Origin of the sequence: Mammaliicoccus sp. J-M40, assembly GCF_022386395.1 — a bacterium.
GTDB classification, from domain to species: Bacteria; Bacillota; Bacilli; order Staphylococcales; family Staphylococcaceae; genus Mammaliicoccus; species Mammaliicoccus lentus.
Window position 1 is genome coordinate 11,684 of record NZ_JAJNIQ010000013.1, and the last position, 18,234, is coordinate 29,917.

The 18,234-nt window shown below is 27.1% G+C and carries 14 protein-coding genes; 8 read left to right on the forward strand and 6 right to left on the reverse strand.

Annotated features, from left to right (window positions below; genetic code table 11):
- Window positions 1-64 precede the first annotated feature (64 nt).
- Genes LQ688_RS12135 through LQ688_RS12145 form a run of 3 tightly spaced genes read right to left on the reverse strand, consistent with a single transcriptional unit; the run spans window position 65 to window position 2,885 of the window.
- On the reverse strand, window positions 65-1,516 hold the full coding sequence (locus LQ688_RS12135; protein ID WP_147641248.1) for a DUF6056 family protein: 1,452 nt from the start codon (window positions 1,514-1,516) through the stop codon (window positions 65-67).
- A gap of 27 nt (window positions 1,517-1,543) precedes the next feature.
- Window positions 1,544-1,924 (reverse strand): GtrA family protein, encoded by a 381-nt coding sequence (locus LQ688_RS12140; protein WP_147641249.1) that lies wholly within the window; start codon window positions 1,922-1,924, stop codon window positions 1,544-1,546.
- Complete coding sequence (locus LQ688_RS12145; protein WP_239706364.1) at window positions 1,914-2,885, reverse strand: glycosyltransferase family 2 protein; 972 nt, start codon at window positions 2,883-2,885, stop codon at window positions 1,914-1,916. The genes LQ688_RS12140 and LQ688_RS12145 overlap by 11 nt, the downstream gene beginning before the upstream one ends.
- Before the next feature lie 112 nt (window positions 2,886-2,997).
- On the opposite strand from LQ688_RS12145, the gene LQ688_RS12150 reads away from it, so the two are divergent.
- On the forward strand, window positions 2,998-4,047 hold the full coding sequence (locus tag LQ688_RS12150) for an SGNH hydrolase domain-containing protein (protein WP_239752824.1): 1,050 nt from the start codon (window positions 2,998-3,000) through the stop codon (window positions 4,045-4,047).
- Between the two features lie 67 nt (window positions 4,048-4,114).
- Here the strand turns inward: LQ688_RS12150 and LQ688_RS14045 are convergent, their stop codons facing one another.
- From LQ688_RS14045 to tagD, 3 genes are all read right to left on the reverse strand, one after another.
- Window positions 4,115-4,426 (reverse strand): hypothetical protein, encoded by a 312-nt coding sequence (locus LQ688_RS14045; protein ID WP_345773184.1) that lies wholly within the window; start codon window positions 4,424-4,426, stop codon window positions 4,115-4,117.
- A 29-nt stretch (window positions 4,427-4,455) separates the two neighbouring features.
- Window positions 4,456-5,268, reverse strand: coding sequence for a serine hydrolase domain-containing protein (locus LQ688_RS14050; RefSeq protein WP_275589837.1), 813 nt, complete (start codon window positions 5,266-5,268; stop codon window positions 4,456-4,458).
- Window positions 5,269-5,350: 82 nt separating this feature from the next.
- Complete coding sequence (tagD, locus tag LQ688_RS12160) at window positions 5,351-5,743, reverse strand: glycerol-3-phosphate cytidylyltransferase (RefSeq protein ID WP_239706362.1); 393 nt, start codon at window positions 5,741-5,743, stop codon at window positions 5,351-5,353.
- A 220-nt stretch (window positions 5,744-5,963) separates the two neighbouring features.
- Between tagD and LQ688_RS12165 the strand changes: the two genes are divergently transcribed.
- The 7 genes from LQ688_RS12165 (at window position 5,964) to LQ688_RS12195 (ending at window position 18,225) form a co-directional block, all read left to right on the forward strand.
- Window positions 5,964-7,445, forward strand: a complete 1,482-nt coding sequence (locus tag LQ688_RS12165; protein WP_239752825.1) for a CDP-glycerol glycerophosphotransferase family protein — start codon at window positions 5,964-5,966, stop codon at window positions 7,443-7,445.
- A gap of 1 nt (window position 7,446) precedes the next feature.
- A complete protein-coding gene (locus LQ688_RS12170; protein WP_239752826.1) occupies window positions 7,447-10,644 on the forward strand; it encodes a CDP-glycerol glycerophosphotransferase family protein in 3,198 nt (1,065 codons plus the stop codon).
- 172 nt (window positions 10,645-10,816) lie between these two features.
- A complete protein-coding gene (locus LQ688_RS12175) occupies window positions 10,817-12,490 on the forward strand; it encodes a CDP-glycerol glycerophosphotransferase family protein (protein ID WP_239752827.1) in 1,674 nt (557 codons plus the stop codon).
- Between the two features lie 4 nt (window positions 12,491-12,494).
- Window positions 12,495-13,658: a glycosyltransferase gene (locus tag LQ688_RS12180; RefSeq protein WP_218705831.1), complete on the forward strand. Its 1,164-nt coding sequence runs from the start codon at window positions 12,495-12,497 to the stop codon at window positions 13,656-13,658.
- A gap of 29 nt (window positions 13,659-13,687) precedes the next feature.
- Window positions 13,688-14,560 carry a UTP--glucose-1-phosphate uridylyltransferase GalU gene (gene galU, locus LQ688_RS12185; RefSeq protein ID WP_064205015.1) on the forward strand — a complete coding sequence of 291 codons (873 nt, stop codon included), beginning with the start codon at window positions 13,688-13,690 and terminating at the stop codon, window positions 14,558-14,560.
- A 195-nt stretch (window positions 14,561-14,755) separates the two neighbouring features.
- A complete protein-coding gene (locus tag LQ688_RS12190) occupies window positions 14,756-16,744 on the forward strand; it encodes an acyltransferase family protein (RefSeq protein WP_239752828.1) in 1,989 nt (662 codons plus the stop codon).
- Window positions 16,745-16,941: 197 nt separating this feature from the next.
- Window positions 16,942-18,225 carry a nucleotide sugar dehydrogenase gene (locus LQ688_RS12195; protein WP_064205017.1) on the forward strand — a complete coding sequence of 428 codons (1,284 nt, stop codon included), beginning with the start codon at window positions 16,942-16,944 and terminating at the stop codon, window positions 18,223-18,225.
- Window positions 18,226-18,234 lie beyond the last annotated feature (9 nt).

Here is an 18,234-nt window from a genome sequence, read left to right on the forward strand (position 1 = left end):
CCATAGTTAATTAAACGGATTGGGTGTTTTTATTTATAAATTTAATTTTGAAAACTTTTTAATTTTATTTCGGTAATAATTTTGTTTCTTCTGGTACACCGTGTAAAGTTTTATAAAATTTAGTCATATATATACCTTCAACAGGGTCAGGCATATGATGATACGATTTAAAAGGAATTTGATCTATTTTTATAACTTTGTCATAATTATCTAAATTATTTAAATAATTATCTCTACTAATTTCAGTATATTTATTAAATGATAAAGGAATGATGTAAAGTAACACAATTAAAATAATTATAGATGTGTTCACATATTTTTGAATATACATATTCATATGTATATCTTTCGTTTCTAGTATATTTAAAATGAATTGCGACATGTCTATAATTATCATGACGAAAAAAATAAGACTAGCAAATGTACATCTACCACCATATGGTGATATAACCAAAAATGGAAGAGTTAATATAATCATACTAAAAACATAGAACAACAATCGGTTGTAATACAAAGTACCTTTAAAGTTAATAACAATAAAAATAGTTAAAGAGATTAACGAGCAAATTAAAAGTGTAGATGGTATGACATTGTTTAATGAATTTATATATTTGAATTGATTGAAAAATATACTAACAATTATCGAAATAATGAATACACTACAAATCAAGACATTAACTTTTTTGTTTTTGTTAACTAACTTTGTAATAGTAATAAGCAATATAGTGAGCAATGATAATAATAACCCGTTATGTGTAAAGAAATATAACGTCATTTCATCATTAAATACTTTAATTGCACTAGTAAAAATATTATCATGGTTATTAAGTTTTTGATAGTCGTTTTTTCCTGTAATTGATGAGATATAAGCTTCATTTGTAAACATGATAAGAGATCCTATTAAGTGACCAATAAGAATAACAAAGTATAACCCATTTAGTTTTTTATTTTTCACATAATAAAATGTATTTATTAGAAAACTAATGAAAAGTAAATATAATGTAACGTGTTCTACTACTAACATAGCTATAATACTAAATAAAAAATAAAAAATAATTTTTAAGAAGTTAAGTTTTGTTAAAGTTTCTTTTGTATATAACCTTATAAAAGATAGCATTATAACAACAGAGATTACATAATTGACATATCCTGCTGTCCAACCTAATGTTTGTTTGAATACTGATAAAGGCATTAATAAAACTAAAACTAAAATATAAAGCATAAATATTGGGTTCTTCTTAATAGTTGAAATTTTATACATGTAGTAAATCAATAATGTTGAACCAATCGCCATAGCTAATATTCTAACGAAAGTAAATCTAACGAATATTAATTCTAGTATATTACTTATGTAGCGACCATTGTAGTTTTCGAAAAAGGATTCCAACCTTTTAATACCAATATAAGATTTCCAAGTCCAATCATCTCCAGTTAAAGGAGTGAGTGAACTCAACAATAGAAAAAAAGCAAATATTGATAAATAAATATATGAAATTTTATTAAATTTTGTAAGCATGTAATGTACTCCTTAATATGGTGTTGTTTAATCTTTTAAAATTCTTTTTGACAACAAAAAAGTTATAGGTATTGTTATTAGTAATCCTATAAATGGTGCAAAATCTGCATTAAGTTTTAGTATTTGAACAAATATAAATAGTAAAATAGTTTGCATCCCCATATTTATAACTTGAGTTAAAGGAAATTTAATGAACTTTTTTAAAGTAGGTGTAACTTTATAAACAAAATAACAATTCAAGAAATATGAAAGTATAAAACTAACAATAAAAGCACTTATATGGCTTAGTAAATAATGAACGGTTAAAATATCTAATAAAAAAATATATATAATATAGTAATTTAAAGTATTGATAACGCCTACAATTATAAATTTAATGACTTCGATATAACTTATTTTATTTAGCATTGTAACCTTCCTTTGTTTCTTTGTTACTATTAACATTAGTATCTTCTATTAAATAGTGGGGTCTAGCTTTAACTTCATAATATATTCTACCTACATATTCACCAATTATACCAATAGAAATAAGTTGAACGCCGCCTAAAAATAAAACAGCAAAAATAGTTGTAAAATAACCTGGCAAGTCTATTCCATTAACAAGAATGTTGATAAAATTATATAAAATGTAAATTATACTAAACAAACATGTCAAAAAGCCAAAATATAATAATAGCCTTAATGGTTTATTATTAAATGAAATAATACCATCTACTCCATAATCTAATAATTTAAAAAAGGACCACTTAGATGTTCCTCCTACACGCTCTTGATTTTTATAATTTATAATTTCTTGAGAATAGCCTACCCATGAGAATATTCCCTTAGAAAATCTTTGAGATTCATTTATCATGGCTATGGAACGTACTACTCTATTACTTAAGAGTCTGAAATCCCCAATACCATCAATGATTGGTACATCAACAAGTTTATTTATAAATTTATAATAAAATTTAGTATAAAGCTTACGAATGAATTTTTCTCCTTTACGATCTCTCTTTGCAATAACTTGATCAGTACCTTGTTTAAACTTTTCTATCATAACTGGAATAAGTTCAGGAGGGTGTTGTAGATCGCAATCAATTATTATAACAGCATCATAAGTTTGACTATGTGTTAAACCAGCAAACATTGCTGATTCTTTACCAAAGTTCTTACTTAATGAAATATAGTCAACTCTTTTGTCTTTCTCAGCTTGTTTTTTTATTAGTTCAATAGTTCTATCACTACTACCATCATTTATAAATAATAAGTTATATTCATAATTGTTTTTTCGAGAATCATTGTCTAAAATATCAGTAATATGCTGATAACTTTGATCTAAAATCGTTTCCTCATTAAAACAAGGAATTAAAATTCTGATTTTCATCTTTTACCTCCTATATATAATACTTTCATATTTATTATATATAGACTATACTACATGATTAATGCTTTTTAAATAAAAATATTTCTTTAAAAGATAATAAAAACATTTAAAGATGGATAATTTAACAATAAAACTTCTAAATCCTGAAATTGTAGCTGGTTTGCTCATCATATTATTATCAATAGCTGTAAGTGTTGTAACGACAAAATATATTGAAACACCTATTAGGAACACAAAATTTAATAAACTTGCTTTTAAACGTATAGGGTTTATTTCGCTTATTAATATCTTATTAATTACTGGGTTAGTATCATACAATCAATACGTGAAAATACAAGATAAGAAAGCAGTTGCAAATAAAGACTATCCAGGAGCTTTATCAATCAATTTAGACAAAGATAAAATTAAAGAAAACAAACCCAAACCTGAATTTGCTAATGTCTTTGATGATTTACCACAATCTCATTTGGAAAATAGTAACCAAAGTATGAGCAAATCTGAAGTTAAAGTAGGTGAATATGGTAAGCAAAAGGATTATAAAGCAACTATTGCGTTAGTTGGAAGCTCACATTCAGAGCATTGGTTAGGTGCCGTTATTAAGGCAGCTGAAGAGAATGACTTTAGAGTCATAAATATTACTAGGTCTGGAACAAGGTTCTCAACTGGATACAAAGAGAATACATTGCAAGATGATTGGGTGAAAAATGTCGAAAATTATCTAGAAAAAGCTGATGATATTGATTTAGTTTTAGGCCATGTTACAGCTTCAGATACAGAAAATGAAAAAACCCAACAGCAGATGGTAGATCAGCTGCTTAAAGTTAAAAACAACTATGGCATTGAAGTAATGGCTATAAGAGATATTCCTAGATATGATTTTAATGTATCTGAAGAATTAGAAAAACGTGGTGAAAAAGATACGATAGAGAGAATGAATAAAGGAAATAGACAATTAGATGAGGCATTCTGGGAAAAGATATCTAACGAAGAGAAAGATTTACCACAATTTGATCCTTCAGAATATTTTAAAGTTAATGGTAAATACCGACCGATAATAGGTAATATTGTAATATACAGAGATATGGACCACATGACGAATACTTATTCTGAAACATTTGGACCAATTTTAGGTGATGAAATTAAAAAAGTAGTACAAAAATAGAGTATGTTAAATAATTATAAAAAACAGCAAAATTCTTTTATAGAATTTTGCTGTTTTTTATAAATGATTATATTGGCTGGTTCAATATATTAGTGAAAATATGTTCTAATGCTTTTTCAGTATTACCATCGTAAGGCTGATCAAGCTTATTACAAGCTAACGTAATAATATAATTATTATTTGCATAAGCTACTATATCATTAGCAAAAAAGATACCTCTTACTCTTTGATGATGTTTGTATTTATAAAAACCATACCTATAAGGTTTGGGATAAGTATTTTTACCATCTTCTGATAATAAACTTTGGGTAGTTGATTTATTTAATAATTGATTTGTTCTAAAGGCGTGTATTAACTTTGTCATGTCATTTGTGGACATATATACGTTACCGGCGCCGTCATATTTGTCTAAATTATATGTAGGTGTATGAATATTTTGAGTAGGCCGGGATTTATAGCCGCGCACCAAATATTTTCATGTTCCAAATCATCATACCTTGAAGTAAAGTGTAAATCTGCTTTATTAATAATTCTTTCTTTTAAATTCTGTTCGAAGGATTTATTTGTAGCAACTTCTATTATTTTCGCAATTGTTATGTAATTGACATCATTATAATTATATTGATGATATTTCTCTGGTAAAACACCTTTTTGTTTAATGCTTTCAATTGCACTGTCTAAACCAAAACTATTTGAATTAGGTGAGAATTTAGCTAAACCACTTTGATGAAACATTAAATCTCTAACTGTAATTGCATAGTAATTCTGGAAGTTAGGTATATATTTATTAACATTATCATTTATATTAATCTTACCCTCATCTTCTAATTGTCTTAGCATTATTCCAGTTAAAAATTTGTTTGCAGAACCAATAAGATACATTGAATTTTCATCATTAGGTATATTATGTTCTATGATTTTTTGACCATATGCTTTTGAAAACATTGTATTATCTTTTCTATATATTGTGACATTTCCATTAAAGTTTATTGATTTTAAGTATGCATCGACATCTTTATATACTGGATCGTCATCTTTTCGTTTGTAAGTTTCTTTATTAGTAGCGCTATTTTTATCTTTTGTTTCACTTTTTTTCTTTTGGGTTGAAGCGATAGGTTTTGATTGTTGCTCCTCAACTTTTGAACATTTGATGTTCAATGATATATAAACAATTAAAGCTACAATGATTAAACTCATTAATATTAATAGTATATTTTTCATTTGTTACTCCTATTTTACTTATAAATACATTACTTCTAATATTTTACAATATTCCTTTTAAAAATAGAACACATAATGTGTTCTATTCGTTGCCATATAATTCTTTTTTAATTTGAGTAGTTGAAATACCTTCTGTTCTTTTTAAATAAATAACTTCGCATTCGTCTTTTAAGAAGTCAAATTTGCCTTCCCAATCATGACCCATTAAGAAAGTATCCACTTTGAAAGTTTTTACATCATCAACTTTTTGTTCCCAATTGTTCTCAGGGATAACTAAGTCAACATATCTAATGGATTCAAGCATCATTTTTCTTTGTTCGAAATTATAGTAAGATTTTTTGCTTTTTATTTTATTAAACTCATCAGTAGATAGAGCAACAATTAAATAATCACCATATTGCTTTGCTCTTCTCAAAAGTTCAATGTGACCATAATGTAATAAATCATATGTACCATATGTGATAACTCTACGCATATTTTCACCTCATTTAATATATATTAAAGCTTAATACATAAATAAATATATGTAAACAATTTGTATACTTAGTAAAAATGATGTTAATATTTAAAATGATATAATCACTATTTGAATAAATCATATTTTTACACGTGTCCTTAGTTTTATAGTGTTTATTATTAGTGTATTATATAAACGGATATTAAATTCAGTTGAAACTAAAATAAGAGGAGTATGTATGAATAAGAAACTTTTTTTAATGACCGAGGAATCGTTTAAAGAAACGATAATATTTTATAATAAAAATGAAATAAATCAAGACGGTAAGATTAAATTAAATACGTATTTAGACAAAGTGCTGAATCCTCTTTTTCCTTATAAATATGATTTTATACTTAACAATAAAGACCAATTTATACGATTAATAAATAAGATGGAATATCAAACTTCAAAGAAAAGTTTCTTTAAGTATTTAGAAATCAAATTTATGAGCCAAGGAAAATTTTATTTTTCTTATTTATTCTCACGTATCAGGAAATTATTGAGTTCTTTGAAATCGAATTATTATTCTGCAATGATCATTCCACAGAAAATAGAAAACATAATTATTTATGAATCATTTAGTGGAAAAGCATTCTCCGATTCTCCCAAAAAACTCTATCAATATTTATCTAGCCAATTAAAAGGATATGAACATGTAGTAGTAGTGGACGATGAGAAATTAAAAAATGAATTAAATAAGTTAAATATTCAAACGGTAAACAAAAATACAAAAGAATATTTTAAATTGTATAATAAAGCTAAAATATGGATATCTAACATTAGATTATCTCCGCAAATAGAAAAGAAATCTAATCAAATTTATATTCAAACTTGGCATGGTACACCATTAAAGAAATTAGCAAATGATCAAACTGTTATCTCGATACCAGACGTTACTTTAGAAGAATATTTATATGGGTTCACGAAAGAAACTGAGCGTTGGGATTATTTAATATCACCTAGTGAAATTGCTACAAGTAGATTTAAATCAGCTTTCAAGCTGAAAGATGACCAAATCTTAACATTAGGTTACCCACGTAATGATGACTTAATCAATTTCAATCATAAAAATTATATAAATGAATTGAAGAAAAAACATAATATTCCTTCTGGTAAAAAAGTTATATTATATGCGCCTACATGGAGAGATAATGATAGAGAAGAAAAAGGTCAGTATAATTTGAATTTAAAATTAGATTTGAAAGATTTTAAATCGAAACTTGCTGATGAATATATATTAATTATACGTGCACATTATTTGGTTTCTAAAAATTTAGAATTAGATAATTACAGCAACATTTATGATTTATCAAATGCAAATGATATAAACGAGTTATTTTTAATGAGTGATATACTGATTACAGACTATTCTTCGGTATATTTTGATTATGCTAATTTAAAACGTCCTATTTTATTTTTTGCATATGACAAAGATGAGTATGCAAATGATATTAGAGGATTTTATACACCGTATGAAGAAGGGTTACCAGGTCCGATTTTTACAGAAAGCGAAGCCTTAATAAAATATATTGAAAATAAATATTACGAAACACTTCCATTAGATGATAAATATATTAATTTTAATAAAAAATATAATTATTTAGATGATGGTGAAGCAACTAATAGAGTTGGTAATGAAATCATTGCTTCTCTACAAACAAAAAAGGAGTTACATTGATATGAAGACTTTAAACATATATCAAGTAGGAGAACTTTTAACATTAGAATTTGATCAAACAATAGATAATATTAAAAATGTATATGTAAAAAATGAGTTTGATGAGGTTAGTTTTGAGCAAACAGAAGTAAAAAACAAGTTCGTCATCAACTTATTTGAAATTCTTAATGTGTTTGATAAATACGATAGAGAAACAATCTTTTTCTTACTTGAAAAAACAGATGGTATTACTCAATCTATTCAAAAAGTAAACGTAAAAAAATATGATTATGAGATTTATAACTTTGAATCAGTTGTTAATGAAGAGGCTACTTTAACACCATACTTAACAAAAAATGGCGTATTGCAATTTACTAAAAAAACACAAATACCAATTTCGACTTATTTTGCAAGAAGACATATAGATAAAATAACAATAAACAATAGACATGCATTTATAAAAGGGAAGTTTTCACTTCAGAATTCATCTTTAGAAGACGCTAAATTATTAATCACATCAAGATTAAGCGAAAACGTAATAGAAGTTCCATTAAATACAACGGTATTTAATGTCTATAAATCTTTAAATTCAATAAGTTATGATTTTGAAGTAGATATTATTAACAACTTAAAACAATTTTTACTTAACGATTTTGATTCTGAAGATATAATAGATTTATTTTTAGAAATTAAAATTCAAGAATTTAGAGAATCTATTAATGTTAAATTAGGTAACCCTAGAATACTCGTGGAGAGATTATCTAAAGGCGAAATATCAATAGAACAAAATGATAAGATTAAAACAGCAGTACCTTACTTTACAATGAAAGGTAGAAACTTATCATTTAGAATAAATGAATATGACATCGAAGATTACAATGCATATAAAAAATTAATGCACGATTATCCAACTTTAATAAAAAATACATTTAACAAAAATAAAATATGGATCGTTGGTGAAAAGTCTTATAAAGCTCAAGATAATGGTTATCATTTCTTTAAATATATGAGAACACAACATCCAAATGAAGAAGTTTATTACGTGATAGATAAAGATTCCGAAGAAAGAAAGAATGTAGAACCATTTGGTAACGTCATATACTTTAAATCAAAAGAGCATTTTGAATTAATGGTTAAAGCTGACATAATATGCAGTACGCATCATACAGAGTTGTTGTTCCCAAGTCACGAAGCAAATTATATCAAAAAAATCAGGGCCAAACGTATATTCTTGCAACATGGCGTGCTAGGTACTAAAAATTTAACTCAGATTAATGGTAAACAGTTAAAAGACTTTAACGTCGATATGTTTATAACAAGTTCACCAAGAGAGAAACAAATTGTAAATAGAGATTTATTATTCGATGACTACCAAATTAAATCAACGGGCTTATCTAGATTTGATGAATTATTTAAGGATAATGTAACTCAAAAGAATCAAATACTCATTATACCGACATGGAGAGATTGGATAACTAACATCAATAGTTTATTAGAATCAGATTATCTACAATACTATAATGATTTATTAAACAAACCAGAATGGGAACAGATAGCAAACAAACAAAATATAGATATAATTTTCTGTTTACATCCAAATATGCAAGCATTTGTCGATCTGTTTAATATACCTGACTACATTAAGGTTATTAGACAAGGTGAAGTAGATGTACAATTATTAATTAAAGAAAGTAAATTAATGATTACGGATTACTCGAGCGTAGCATTTGATTTTAGCTTTTTAGAAAGACCAGTTATTTACTATCAATTTGATAGGGATAGATTTATAGGTAATTTACCATCACATCTTGATTTAGATGAAGAATTGCCTGGTAGAATATATGATGAAGCAGAAGATGTACTAGTAGCGACAAAAGAATATATTGATAATAATTTCATAAATGAAGCATCTATTATTAAAAAAGCTAATAATTTTATTGAACATAAAGATACTGATAACTCTAAGAGAATTTACCAAGCAGCAAAAGATTTTAAGCGTAAAAATAAAATTAAAGATATACTTAAATATGATATATTATCACAACATATATTTATGAGATTTAGAAAAAATAAACGATATTTTGATGCAATGTCATATATGAATAAGTTTTTAGTGAGGTTTGCAAAAATTGATGAAAAGCTAATCGTAATTGAAAGTAATTTAGGAAAACAAGTTACGGATAGTCCGAAAATGATTTATGATCAAATTAAGCAATTAGACAAAGGATACAAAATTGTATGGGTAACAAATAAAATTTATCCATTTGACGATGAAAATGTCATTACAGTTAAAAGGTTAAGCCCAGACTATTATAGATACTTATCGATTGCGAAATATTGGATAAACAATCAAAACTTCCCTTATTACATTAAAAAGAAAAAACAAACTGTATTTATTCAAACGTGGCATGGTACTCCACTTAAGAAGATGTTAAACGATGTAGACGAGTTTAAAGGTAGAGACGAAGGTTATATTAATCGTATTAATGAGTCAGTTTCTAAATGGGATTATTTAGTTTCTCCAAGTCCATATGCTACAGAATGCTTTAAATCAGCATTTAGATTTAATAAAGAAATGTTAGAAGTGGGTTATCCGAGAAATGATATATTCTACCAAGATGAAAAATTAATAGAAGAACAGAGAAAGACAATTAAACGAAAATTATCTATACCAAAAGATAAAAAAGTGATATTGTATGCACCAACATTTAGAGATGATGAAGTTTCTGCTGCTAAAAAACATCTCATCAATTTAAAATTAGATTTACATCAAATGAAAGAACGACTAGGTGACGAGTACGTGTTATTGCTAAGACCTCATATCATAATTAGCAATAAAATAATTATAGATAAATCATTAGAAGACTTTATTTATAATGTTGCTGATTACGAAGAAATTAGCGATTTATATTTAATCAGTGATATATGTATTACTGATTACTCATCAGTAATGTTTGACTTTGCGAATACAAGAAAGCCATTACTATTTTTCACTTATGACTTAGATCATTATAAAGATAACTTAAGAGGATTCTATATGAATTTTGAAGATGAAGCACCCGGACCATTGCTAAAAGACAATGAAACTTTAATTGATTCTATTAAAAACATTGAAACAATAAATAAAAGCTATCAAGAAAAATATGATAAATTCTACGACAAATTCTGTTCATTTGAAAAAGGTAATGCAGCAAAACGAATTGTAGAAAAATTATTTTAAAAATAAAAGCAGAAAAAATTCGTATTGATTGAATTTTTTCTGCTTTTTATTGTGTGTATCGTATAACCTGTTTGTACTCGCATCTAATTAAAGGTATTATTTCATTAGTTAGTGTTTCATTGTTAAGAGTAAGTCAATTTTATTAAAAGTATGAAATAGGTTGAGGTGTAATATGATTAAAATAATTGAATTGAACAATGATGAAAAAATCATAGAAATAATTAATAAACTTTCTTCTGATATTTCACATGTCATATTAAAAGAAAATACTACTAAAATTAATAAAGATGTTCTAGAAACTTTAAATTTAGATAATTATTCTGCTGTTGTAGATTTTACTGTGAATGGTTATTACATAAATGATTGTCGTTATTTTGGAGATGGAAAAATAACTGCGAATAAGTGGTTTAGTAATAATGTTCTATATCCGAATATTATTTTTAAAGTAGAAGATTTGAAATGGTTGCTTGACCGTCATGAGTGGGCGAGCCTTCTTGATATATGTGTTAAAGCTGTTGTTGAATTAGAAAATATATTCATCAATGGTCATGTCATTTTCGACTTTGATGAGAAATCTTCAAATAATTATTTAGATTTAAATAATTATGAAGATGATGATTACGTTAATCATTTTTATTTAAATAAATGGTTATTACTTAACAATCAAAAGGCGCAATTTAATAGGAAGAATACAACTTTACCTAATAATGCTAGAATGATAGATAAGGTAATGTACCGTTCGTATTTCAAATTACCTAATAAAATCTATTTGAAGATGCATCATCAATCATTAAAGAAACAGAAAAATGCAGTTAATATATATCATAAAAATAAGGATGCTATTAAACCTTATATTGTATTTTTAGGATTTGACTATGGCTACAGAGGAAATTCTAAATATTTATTTGAATATATAAAAAATCATACGAACTTTACTGTATATTTCATTACAGATGAACAGCAAGGTGAAAGTTTTGTTTCTCCCCAACATTCTGAAACTCAAAACTTAATTGAACAAGCACAAGTATTAGTACTAGAAAGCTATATACCTGACGGTTTAAAACCAAATGGCACTATCATACAATTGTGGCATGGTACGCCAATTAAAAAGCTATTTTTAGATAGTAATGAACTTCATCAAAATAAAAATATATATAATTATAGAGCACGTAAATATAATAAGTTGATTAAACATAACTATTTCATTACTGATACTAAAGAGATTAATTCAGTATTCAATACTGCTTTTCCTATGCAAGAAACTAAAATAATAAGCAGTGGATATCCAAGAAATCAATTTTTGATAGAGCATAATGAGGATAACCAATTGATTAGTCAAATAAAAGAAGACTTACAATTAAATAATCATAAACAAACGATATTATATGTGCCTACATGGAGAGATAATAAAGAAGAGCAATATTTATTGGAGTTTCCAAAAGAAATTACTGATCATTATAATATTATTTATAAATGTCATATAGAAGATAAAAATATAAAAAAAACAAATTATATTGATCCATTAGATTATGAAACGCAGCAATTAATACTTGTTGCTGATATGTTAATAAGTGATTATTCTTCGATTATATTTGATGCATTGACGATTGATAAGAAAGTATACTTATATACACCTGACTTTGAATCGTATAAATATCATCGTGGCTTATATGAAGAAGTATTTAATACAGTTAATCAAAATCAATATTTTGAATCTAATAAAATGTTTGAAGCAATATCAAATCAACATTATATTAAAGTAAATAGCAAATATATTAATAAAAATAATCATTCATATGAAACAATACAAAGTATAATTGATAAACATATGAATAAAAATAGGTGATGACATGAAGTCTTTTACATTTATCGTGCATAATATTTATCATATGGGCGGTACAACTAAATCAATATCGAATTTAGCAAATGTACTAAGTGAAAAAGGGCATAAAGTTAAGATTATTTCTGTTTTTAAAGCAGCTTCAAATCCATACTTTAATTTAAATAAACAAATTGAAATTATACCTGTAATAGAATATAAGAGATCAATTAAAGGTATACAAAATGTAGTAATGAATAGAATTAATAAATATACATCATTTATAAGACCAAAAGTTATTAATAAATATGAACCTGGATTTTATCAGTTTTCAAGTTATATTGAAAAGAAATTAATAAAAGCTATAAAACGTGTTGATACAGATGTTCTTATAGGTACAAGGGCAAGTTATAATTTACTTGTTGCAGAATTTGCCCCTCGTAACATTCTTAAAGTAGGTATGGAACATATGTATTTGCATGCTCATGAAGAAGCATATCAAGATGATTTAATTCAAGGATATGAAAACTTAGATATTGTCACGACGCTTACGAGTGAGGATCAATTGGATTATCAACAAGAGTTGAAACATACACCTGTTATTATTGTTCCTAATATATTAAAAGAACATAAATACAGTATACCAAAAGAAAATCTGATTGTAGCGGCAGGACGTTTTGAACATGAAAAGGGCTTCGATTTATTAATTGAAAGTATCAATAATATACAACAAACAATGAGAGACTTGGATTATAAATTACATTTATATGGATCAGGTCAAGAAAAGAATCAATACTTGAAACAAATTAATGAATATAATATTGAAGATATTGTAGAGATTAAAGAAACAACTAATGAATTATCTAAAGTATTATCTACAAGTAAAATTACTGCAGTGCCTTCGAGAGTTGAAGGTTTCGGGTTAGTTATATTAGAAGCGATGTTACAACAAAGTGTAGTAATAGGATTTCACGATTGTTATGGTCCAGAATTTCTTATAGATAATGAAGTGAATGGCTATTTAATAGATAAAAATGATATAATAAGTTTTAGCAATCGTTTAACTCATATTATGCAAAACTATGAAGATTCAAATATACAAAATATAATCAATCATGCTGAGCAAAAAGTAAAAGAGTTTGACGAAAATATTATATATACACAATTTATAAAAGATATAAAAGAGATAAAATAGTTATTGATTGATGTTAAAGGAGAATGACTATGGTTAAGAAGGTTAAAAAAGCTATAATTCCAGCAGCAGGTTTAGGAACGAGATTTCTACCAGCAACAAAAGCAATGCCAAAGGAAATGTTGCCAATATTAGATAAGCCAACAATTCAATATATCGTTGAAGAAGCGGTAAGAGCAGGTATAGAGGATATCATTATTGTGACTGGTAAACATAAAAGAGCGATTGAAGATCACTTCGATAATCAGTTAGAACTAGAACTTAACCTGAAAGAAAAAGATAAACATGAATTATTACATAAAGTTCAACATGCTACAAATTTAGCTAATATGTTCTATGTAAGACAGAAAGAACAAAAAGGATTAGGTCATGCTATATGGTCTGCTAAACAATTTGTAGGCGGGGAACCATTTGCTGTACTATTAGGTGATGATATTGTTGAGTCAGAAGTACCAGCAATCGAACAACTTATAACACAATACAATAAAACAGGTAAATCAGTCATTGGTGTACAAGAAGTAGATTATAAAGATACACACCGTTACGGTATTGTAGACCCGATTTTAACGAAAGACAGATTGTATGAAGTAAAGAAGTTTGTTGAAAAGCCAGCTGAAGGGACAGCACCATCTAACTTAGCTATAATGGGTAGATATGTATTAACACCCGATATTTTTGATTACTTAGAAAATCAAGAAATAGGAGCAGGTGGAGAAGTCCAATTGACTGATGCTATTGAAAGATTAAACCAAGATGATCAAGTTTTTGCTTATGATTTTGAAGGGGAACGTCATGATGTTGGAGAGAAACTTGGATTTGTAAAAACAACAATTCAATTTGCATTAAACAACGATGAAATGTCAGAAGATGTTAAAGAATTTATTAAATCATTAGATATTAAATAATAAAAAAAGTCCGGCACATGAATAATGTCTCGGACTTTTTTATTGCTTTGTTGATATTTGTTAGGAAAAAATATTTTTATTTTGTTCTATTTTTAATTTAGTATTAAGATATTGTAAATTTTATATATTAACCTTTATATTCAATTTTCTTAAAGATATACTTACCTTTGTATAATATTTTAAGGAGTTTTGAATATGGTTAATAACCCGATTGTCATAGAACGTAAATTCAGGCCAGAAATAGAAGGTTTAAGAGTAGTTGCAGCTCTACTCGTTGCCATATATCATATATGGTTTGGTAAAGTGTCCGGAGGCGTAGATGTTTTCTTTGTTGTTTCAGGGTTTCTAATCACAACCTCTATTATTTCAAGATACAATAAAGAAGGTGAATTTAAATTTTTACCCTATATTAAAGGTTTAATAAAGCGCTTATTCCCTTCGGTATTAACTGTGATATGTGTTACAGCAATTTTGAGTTTTTTCTTTTTACCACAATCTATTTTAGGAAAAACAATTAAAGAAATATTCGCTTCTTTATTTTATTATCAAAATTGGCAACTCGCTTTATCTAGTACAGATTATTTAGATAAAGATCAGATGAAAACACCCGTTGAACATTTTTGGGCCATGTCAATACAAGGTCAATTTTATATTATTTGGTTTATTTTATTTAGCGCAATATTTTTGTTATATAAAAAGAAGAAAAACTTAAATATTATTAATATCATGAATTTATTTTTAGGGACTATATTTGTAACATCTCTCATATATTCAATTTATTTAACCCATGTAAACCAACCGTGGGCATATTTTCATACTTTTACACGAGTATGGGAATTTTCTTTAGGTGGTTTGTTAGCAATTAATTTATCCAAAATTAAAGTGAATAGATATATCGCGAGTATAATCGGTTGGGTCGGTCTATTTGGACTTATACTAACAGGAATATTATTTGACGTATCTACAATGTTTCCTGGTTATATCGCTTTATGGCCAATGTTATGTGCCGTATTCATATTAGTTTCAGGAAATCACGAAACTAAATTCGGTGTAAAAAGATTTTTAGGTTCACCAGCAATGGTTAAAATTGGTGGTTTATCATTTGGTTTATATTTATGGCATTGGGTTATTTTATCGTTTTATCAATATCATAATGATAATCGACCAGGGGTTTTTATAGGAATATGCATTATTATACTATCATGGCTGTTGTCATATTTAATGACACGCTATATTGAAAAACCTATTAGAACAAATCAAAATGATAAAAATTCATTCAAAAAAATGGGAGTAGGTTTAGCGGTAAATATATGTGTATTAGCAGCGTTATACGTAATCATTTTAAACTCTCCATTTGATAAAGAAAAAGAAGCATTAAGTAAGACTTATCCAGGAGCTATGGTCATAGATAAAAAAATGCAAGGTAACAACGAAAGTGAACATATACCAAACTTTTCAGATATTCGAGATGAAACACCTGATTCATCTAAAGATAAAGTGCATCAAGCAATTGGTAAATCCAAAGTACTCGTTGGAGAATATGGAGAAAAAGAAAATTATGATAAAACAATCGCATTAGTCGGAAGTTCACATGCTGAACATTGGCTAGGCGCATTACAACAAGCAGCAAAAGAAAAAAATTATCGAGTATTAAATATGACTAAATCAGGATGTGTACTTACAACAAATGATGCTGATAAAGACTGTACAGAATGGAATAAGAATTTAATAAAAGAAATTGAGAAACAAGATATCGACTTAGTTGTAACAACTGCAGATGTCAGTTCAGATATAAATGGTAAAGTAGATCCATTACAAATTGAACAATTTAATAACATAACTGATACTAAGAAACCTATTTTAGCAATAAGAGATAATCCCAGATATGAATTTAATGTACCTGAAACATTAGAAAAGGTCGGTGAAAAAGAAACAATCAAAAAAATGAATGCAAAAAATAGATTGCCGAAAACATCAAAATGGGATCAATTAAAAGAAACACCTAAAAACACAGAATATGTAGATTATACAAAATACTTTAAGAAAAACGGACAATTCGTACCTGTAATCGGTAATGTCGTCGTATACATGGATAAAGGCCACATGACGAATACTTATTCAAAAACATTTGGTCCGATAATTCAAGAAGATATAGAAAAATATTTAAAAAAGACTGGGACTTAACTTTCCTAGTCTTTTTTATTTATATTCGTGATTTATTTACTTTATATTGTTTAGCAATTGTAAAGTTTGATAAAAGACTGTAAACCCTTCCTTAAGTATCTGTTAATCGACTGTTTATTGCTTTTATAATCGTTACAATGTATTTAACATTACAAAAGTAATAGCTTAACAATTTATTATTAAAGGATGGTTATAATATGAAATTAACAACTATAGGTCTTGGATATATTGGTTTACCAACTTCAATTATGTTTGCAAAGCATGGTGTAGATGTAGTTGGTGTAGATATCAATAAAGAAGCAGTAGATAAATTAAATAACGGACAAATTCATATTGAAGAACCAGGTTTACAAGAAGCATATGAAGAAGTTCTTGCAAAAGATAAATTTAAAGCAAGTTTAGAACCAGAAAGAGCAGATACATTCATCATCGCAGTACCGACACCTAATAATAATGACGAATATGAATCTTGTGATATTACGCTTGTCATGAGCGCTGTTAAATCAATCGTACCTTATTTAGAAAAAGGTAATACTTTAATAGTCGAGTCAACAATAGCACCTAGAACAACTGACGATCATGTGAAACCGTACCTTGAAAGTCAAGGTTTTACAATAGGTGAAGATATATATTTAGTACACTGTCCAGAACGTGTATTGCCTGGAAAAATACTACATGAACTAGTACATAATAATAGAATAATAGGTGGTATGACACCTGAGTGTGTTGAAGCAGGTAAAAAAGTTTATGGAACATTTGTTCAAGGAGAAATGATTGAAACGAATGCTAAAACTGCTGAAATGAGTAAATTGATGGAAAATACGTACCGTGACTTAAATATAGCTTTAGCAAATGAACTCGCTATGGTATGTAACAACTTAGATATTAACGTACTAGAAGTTATCAAAATGGCTAACAAACATCCAAGAGTAAATATTCATTTACCAGGGCCAGGCGTGGGCGGTCATTGTTTAGCGGTGGATCCTTACTTTATTATTGCGAAAGACCCAGAAACTACTACTTTAATTCAAGAAGGTAGAAAGATTAATCGCTCAATGCCTCAATACGTTATAGAAGAATCTAAAAAAATATTGAACGAAGTAAATGGAAATAAAATTGTTGTATTTGGTTTAACTTATAAAGGAGATGTAGATGATGTACGAGAATCTCCGGCGTTTGATATATACAATGAATTAAGAAAAGAAACAGATTTAGAAATAGAAGCATATGACCCTCACGTTGAGTTGGCATTTGTTGAAAAAGATGTACAAAAAGCAGTGAAAGATGCTTCATTAGTATTAATATTAAGCGATCACTCTGAATTTAAAACATTAACAGATAATGAATTCGAAGGTATGAGAGATAAAATTATATTTGATACTAAAAATATCGTTAAAAATGATTTTAATAATACTCAATATTATAATTACGGTAATTTATATACTTTTGGTAAAGAAAATATATATTCATTCAATAAGTAAAAAATGAGG

What these genes read in the sequence shown, in the direction of transcription:
- LQ688_RS12135 (WP_147641248.1), bottom strand. Translation starts at nt 1,516, where the DNA reads ATGCTTACAAAATTTAATAAAATTTCATATATTTATTTATCAATATTT.
- LQ688_RS12140 (WP_147641249.1), bottom strand. Translation starts at nt 1,924, where the DNA reads ATGCTAAATAAAATAAGTTATATCGAAGTCATTAAATTTATAATTGTA.
- LQ688_RS12145 (WP_239706364.1), bottom strand. Translation starts at nt 2,885, where the DNA reads ATGAAAATCAGAATTTTAATTCCTTGTTTTAATGAGGAAACGATTTTA.
- LQ688_RS12150 (WP_239752824.1), top strand. Translation starts at nt 2,998, where the DNA reads ATGGATAATTTAACAATAAAACTTCTAAATCCTGAAATTGTAGCTGGT.
- LQ688_RS14045 (WP_345773184.1), bottom strand. Translation starts at nt 4,426, where the DNA reads ATGTCCACAAATGACATGACAAAGTTAATACACGCCTTTAGAACAAAT.
- LQ688_RS14050 (WP_275589837.1), bottom strand. Translation starts at nt 5,268, where the DNA reads ATGAAAAATATACTATTAATATTAATGAGTTTAATCATTGTAGCTTTA.
- tagD (WP_239706362.1), bottom strand. Translation starts at nt 5,743, where the DNA reads ATGCGTAGAGTTATCACATATGGTACATATGATTTATTACATTATGGT.
- LQ688_RS12165 (WP_239752825.1), top strand. Translation starts at nt 5,964, where the DNA reads ATGAATAAGAAACTTTTTTTAATGACCGAGGAATCGTTTAAAGAAACG.
- LQ688_RS12170 (WP_239752826.1), top strand. Translation starts at nt 7,447, where the DNA reads ATGAAGACTTTAAACATATATCAAGTAGGAGAACTTTTAACATTAGAA.
- LQ688_RS12175 (WP_239752827.1), top strand. Translation starts at nt 10,817, where the DNA reads ATGATTAAAATAATTGAATTGAACAATGATGAAAAAATCATAGAAATA.
- LQ688_RS12180 (WP_218705831.1), top strand. Translation starts at nt 12,495, where the DNA reads ATGAAGTCTTTTACATTTATCGTGCATAATATTTATCATATGGGCGGT.
- galU (WP_064205015.1), top strand. Translation starts at nt 13,688, where the DNA reads ATGGTTAAGAAGGTTAAAAAAGCTATAATTCCAGCAGCAGGTTTAGGA.
- LQ688_RS12190 (WP_239752828.1), top strand. Translation starts at nt 14,756, where the DNA reads ATGGTTAATAACCCGATTGTCATAGAACGTAAATTCAGGCCAGAAATA.
- LQ688_RS12195 (WP_064205017.1), top strand. Translation starts at nt 16,942, where the DNA reads ATGAAATTAACAACTATAGGTCTTGGATATATTGGTTTACCAACTTCA.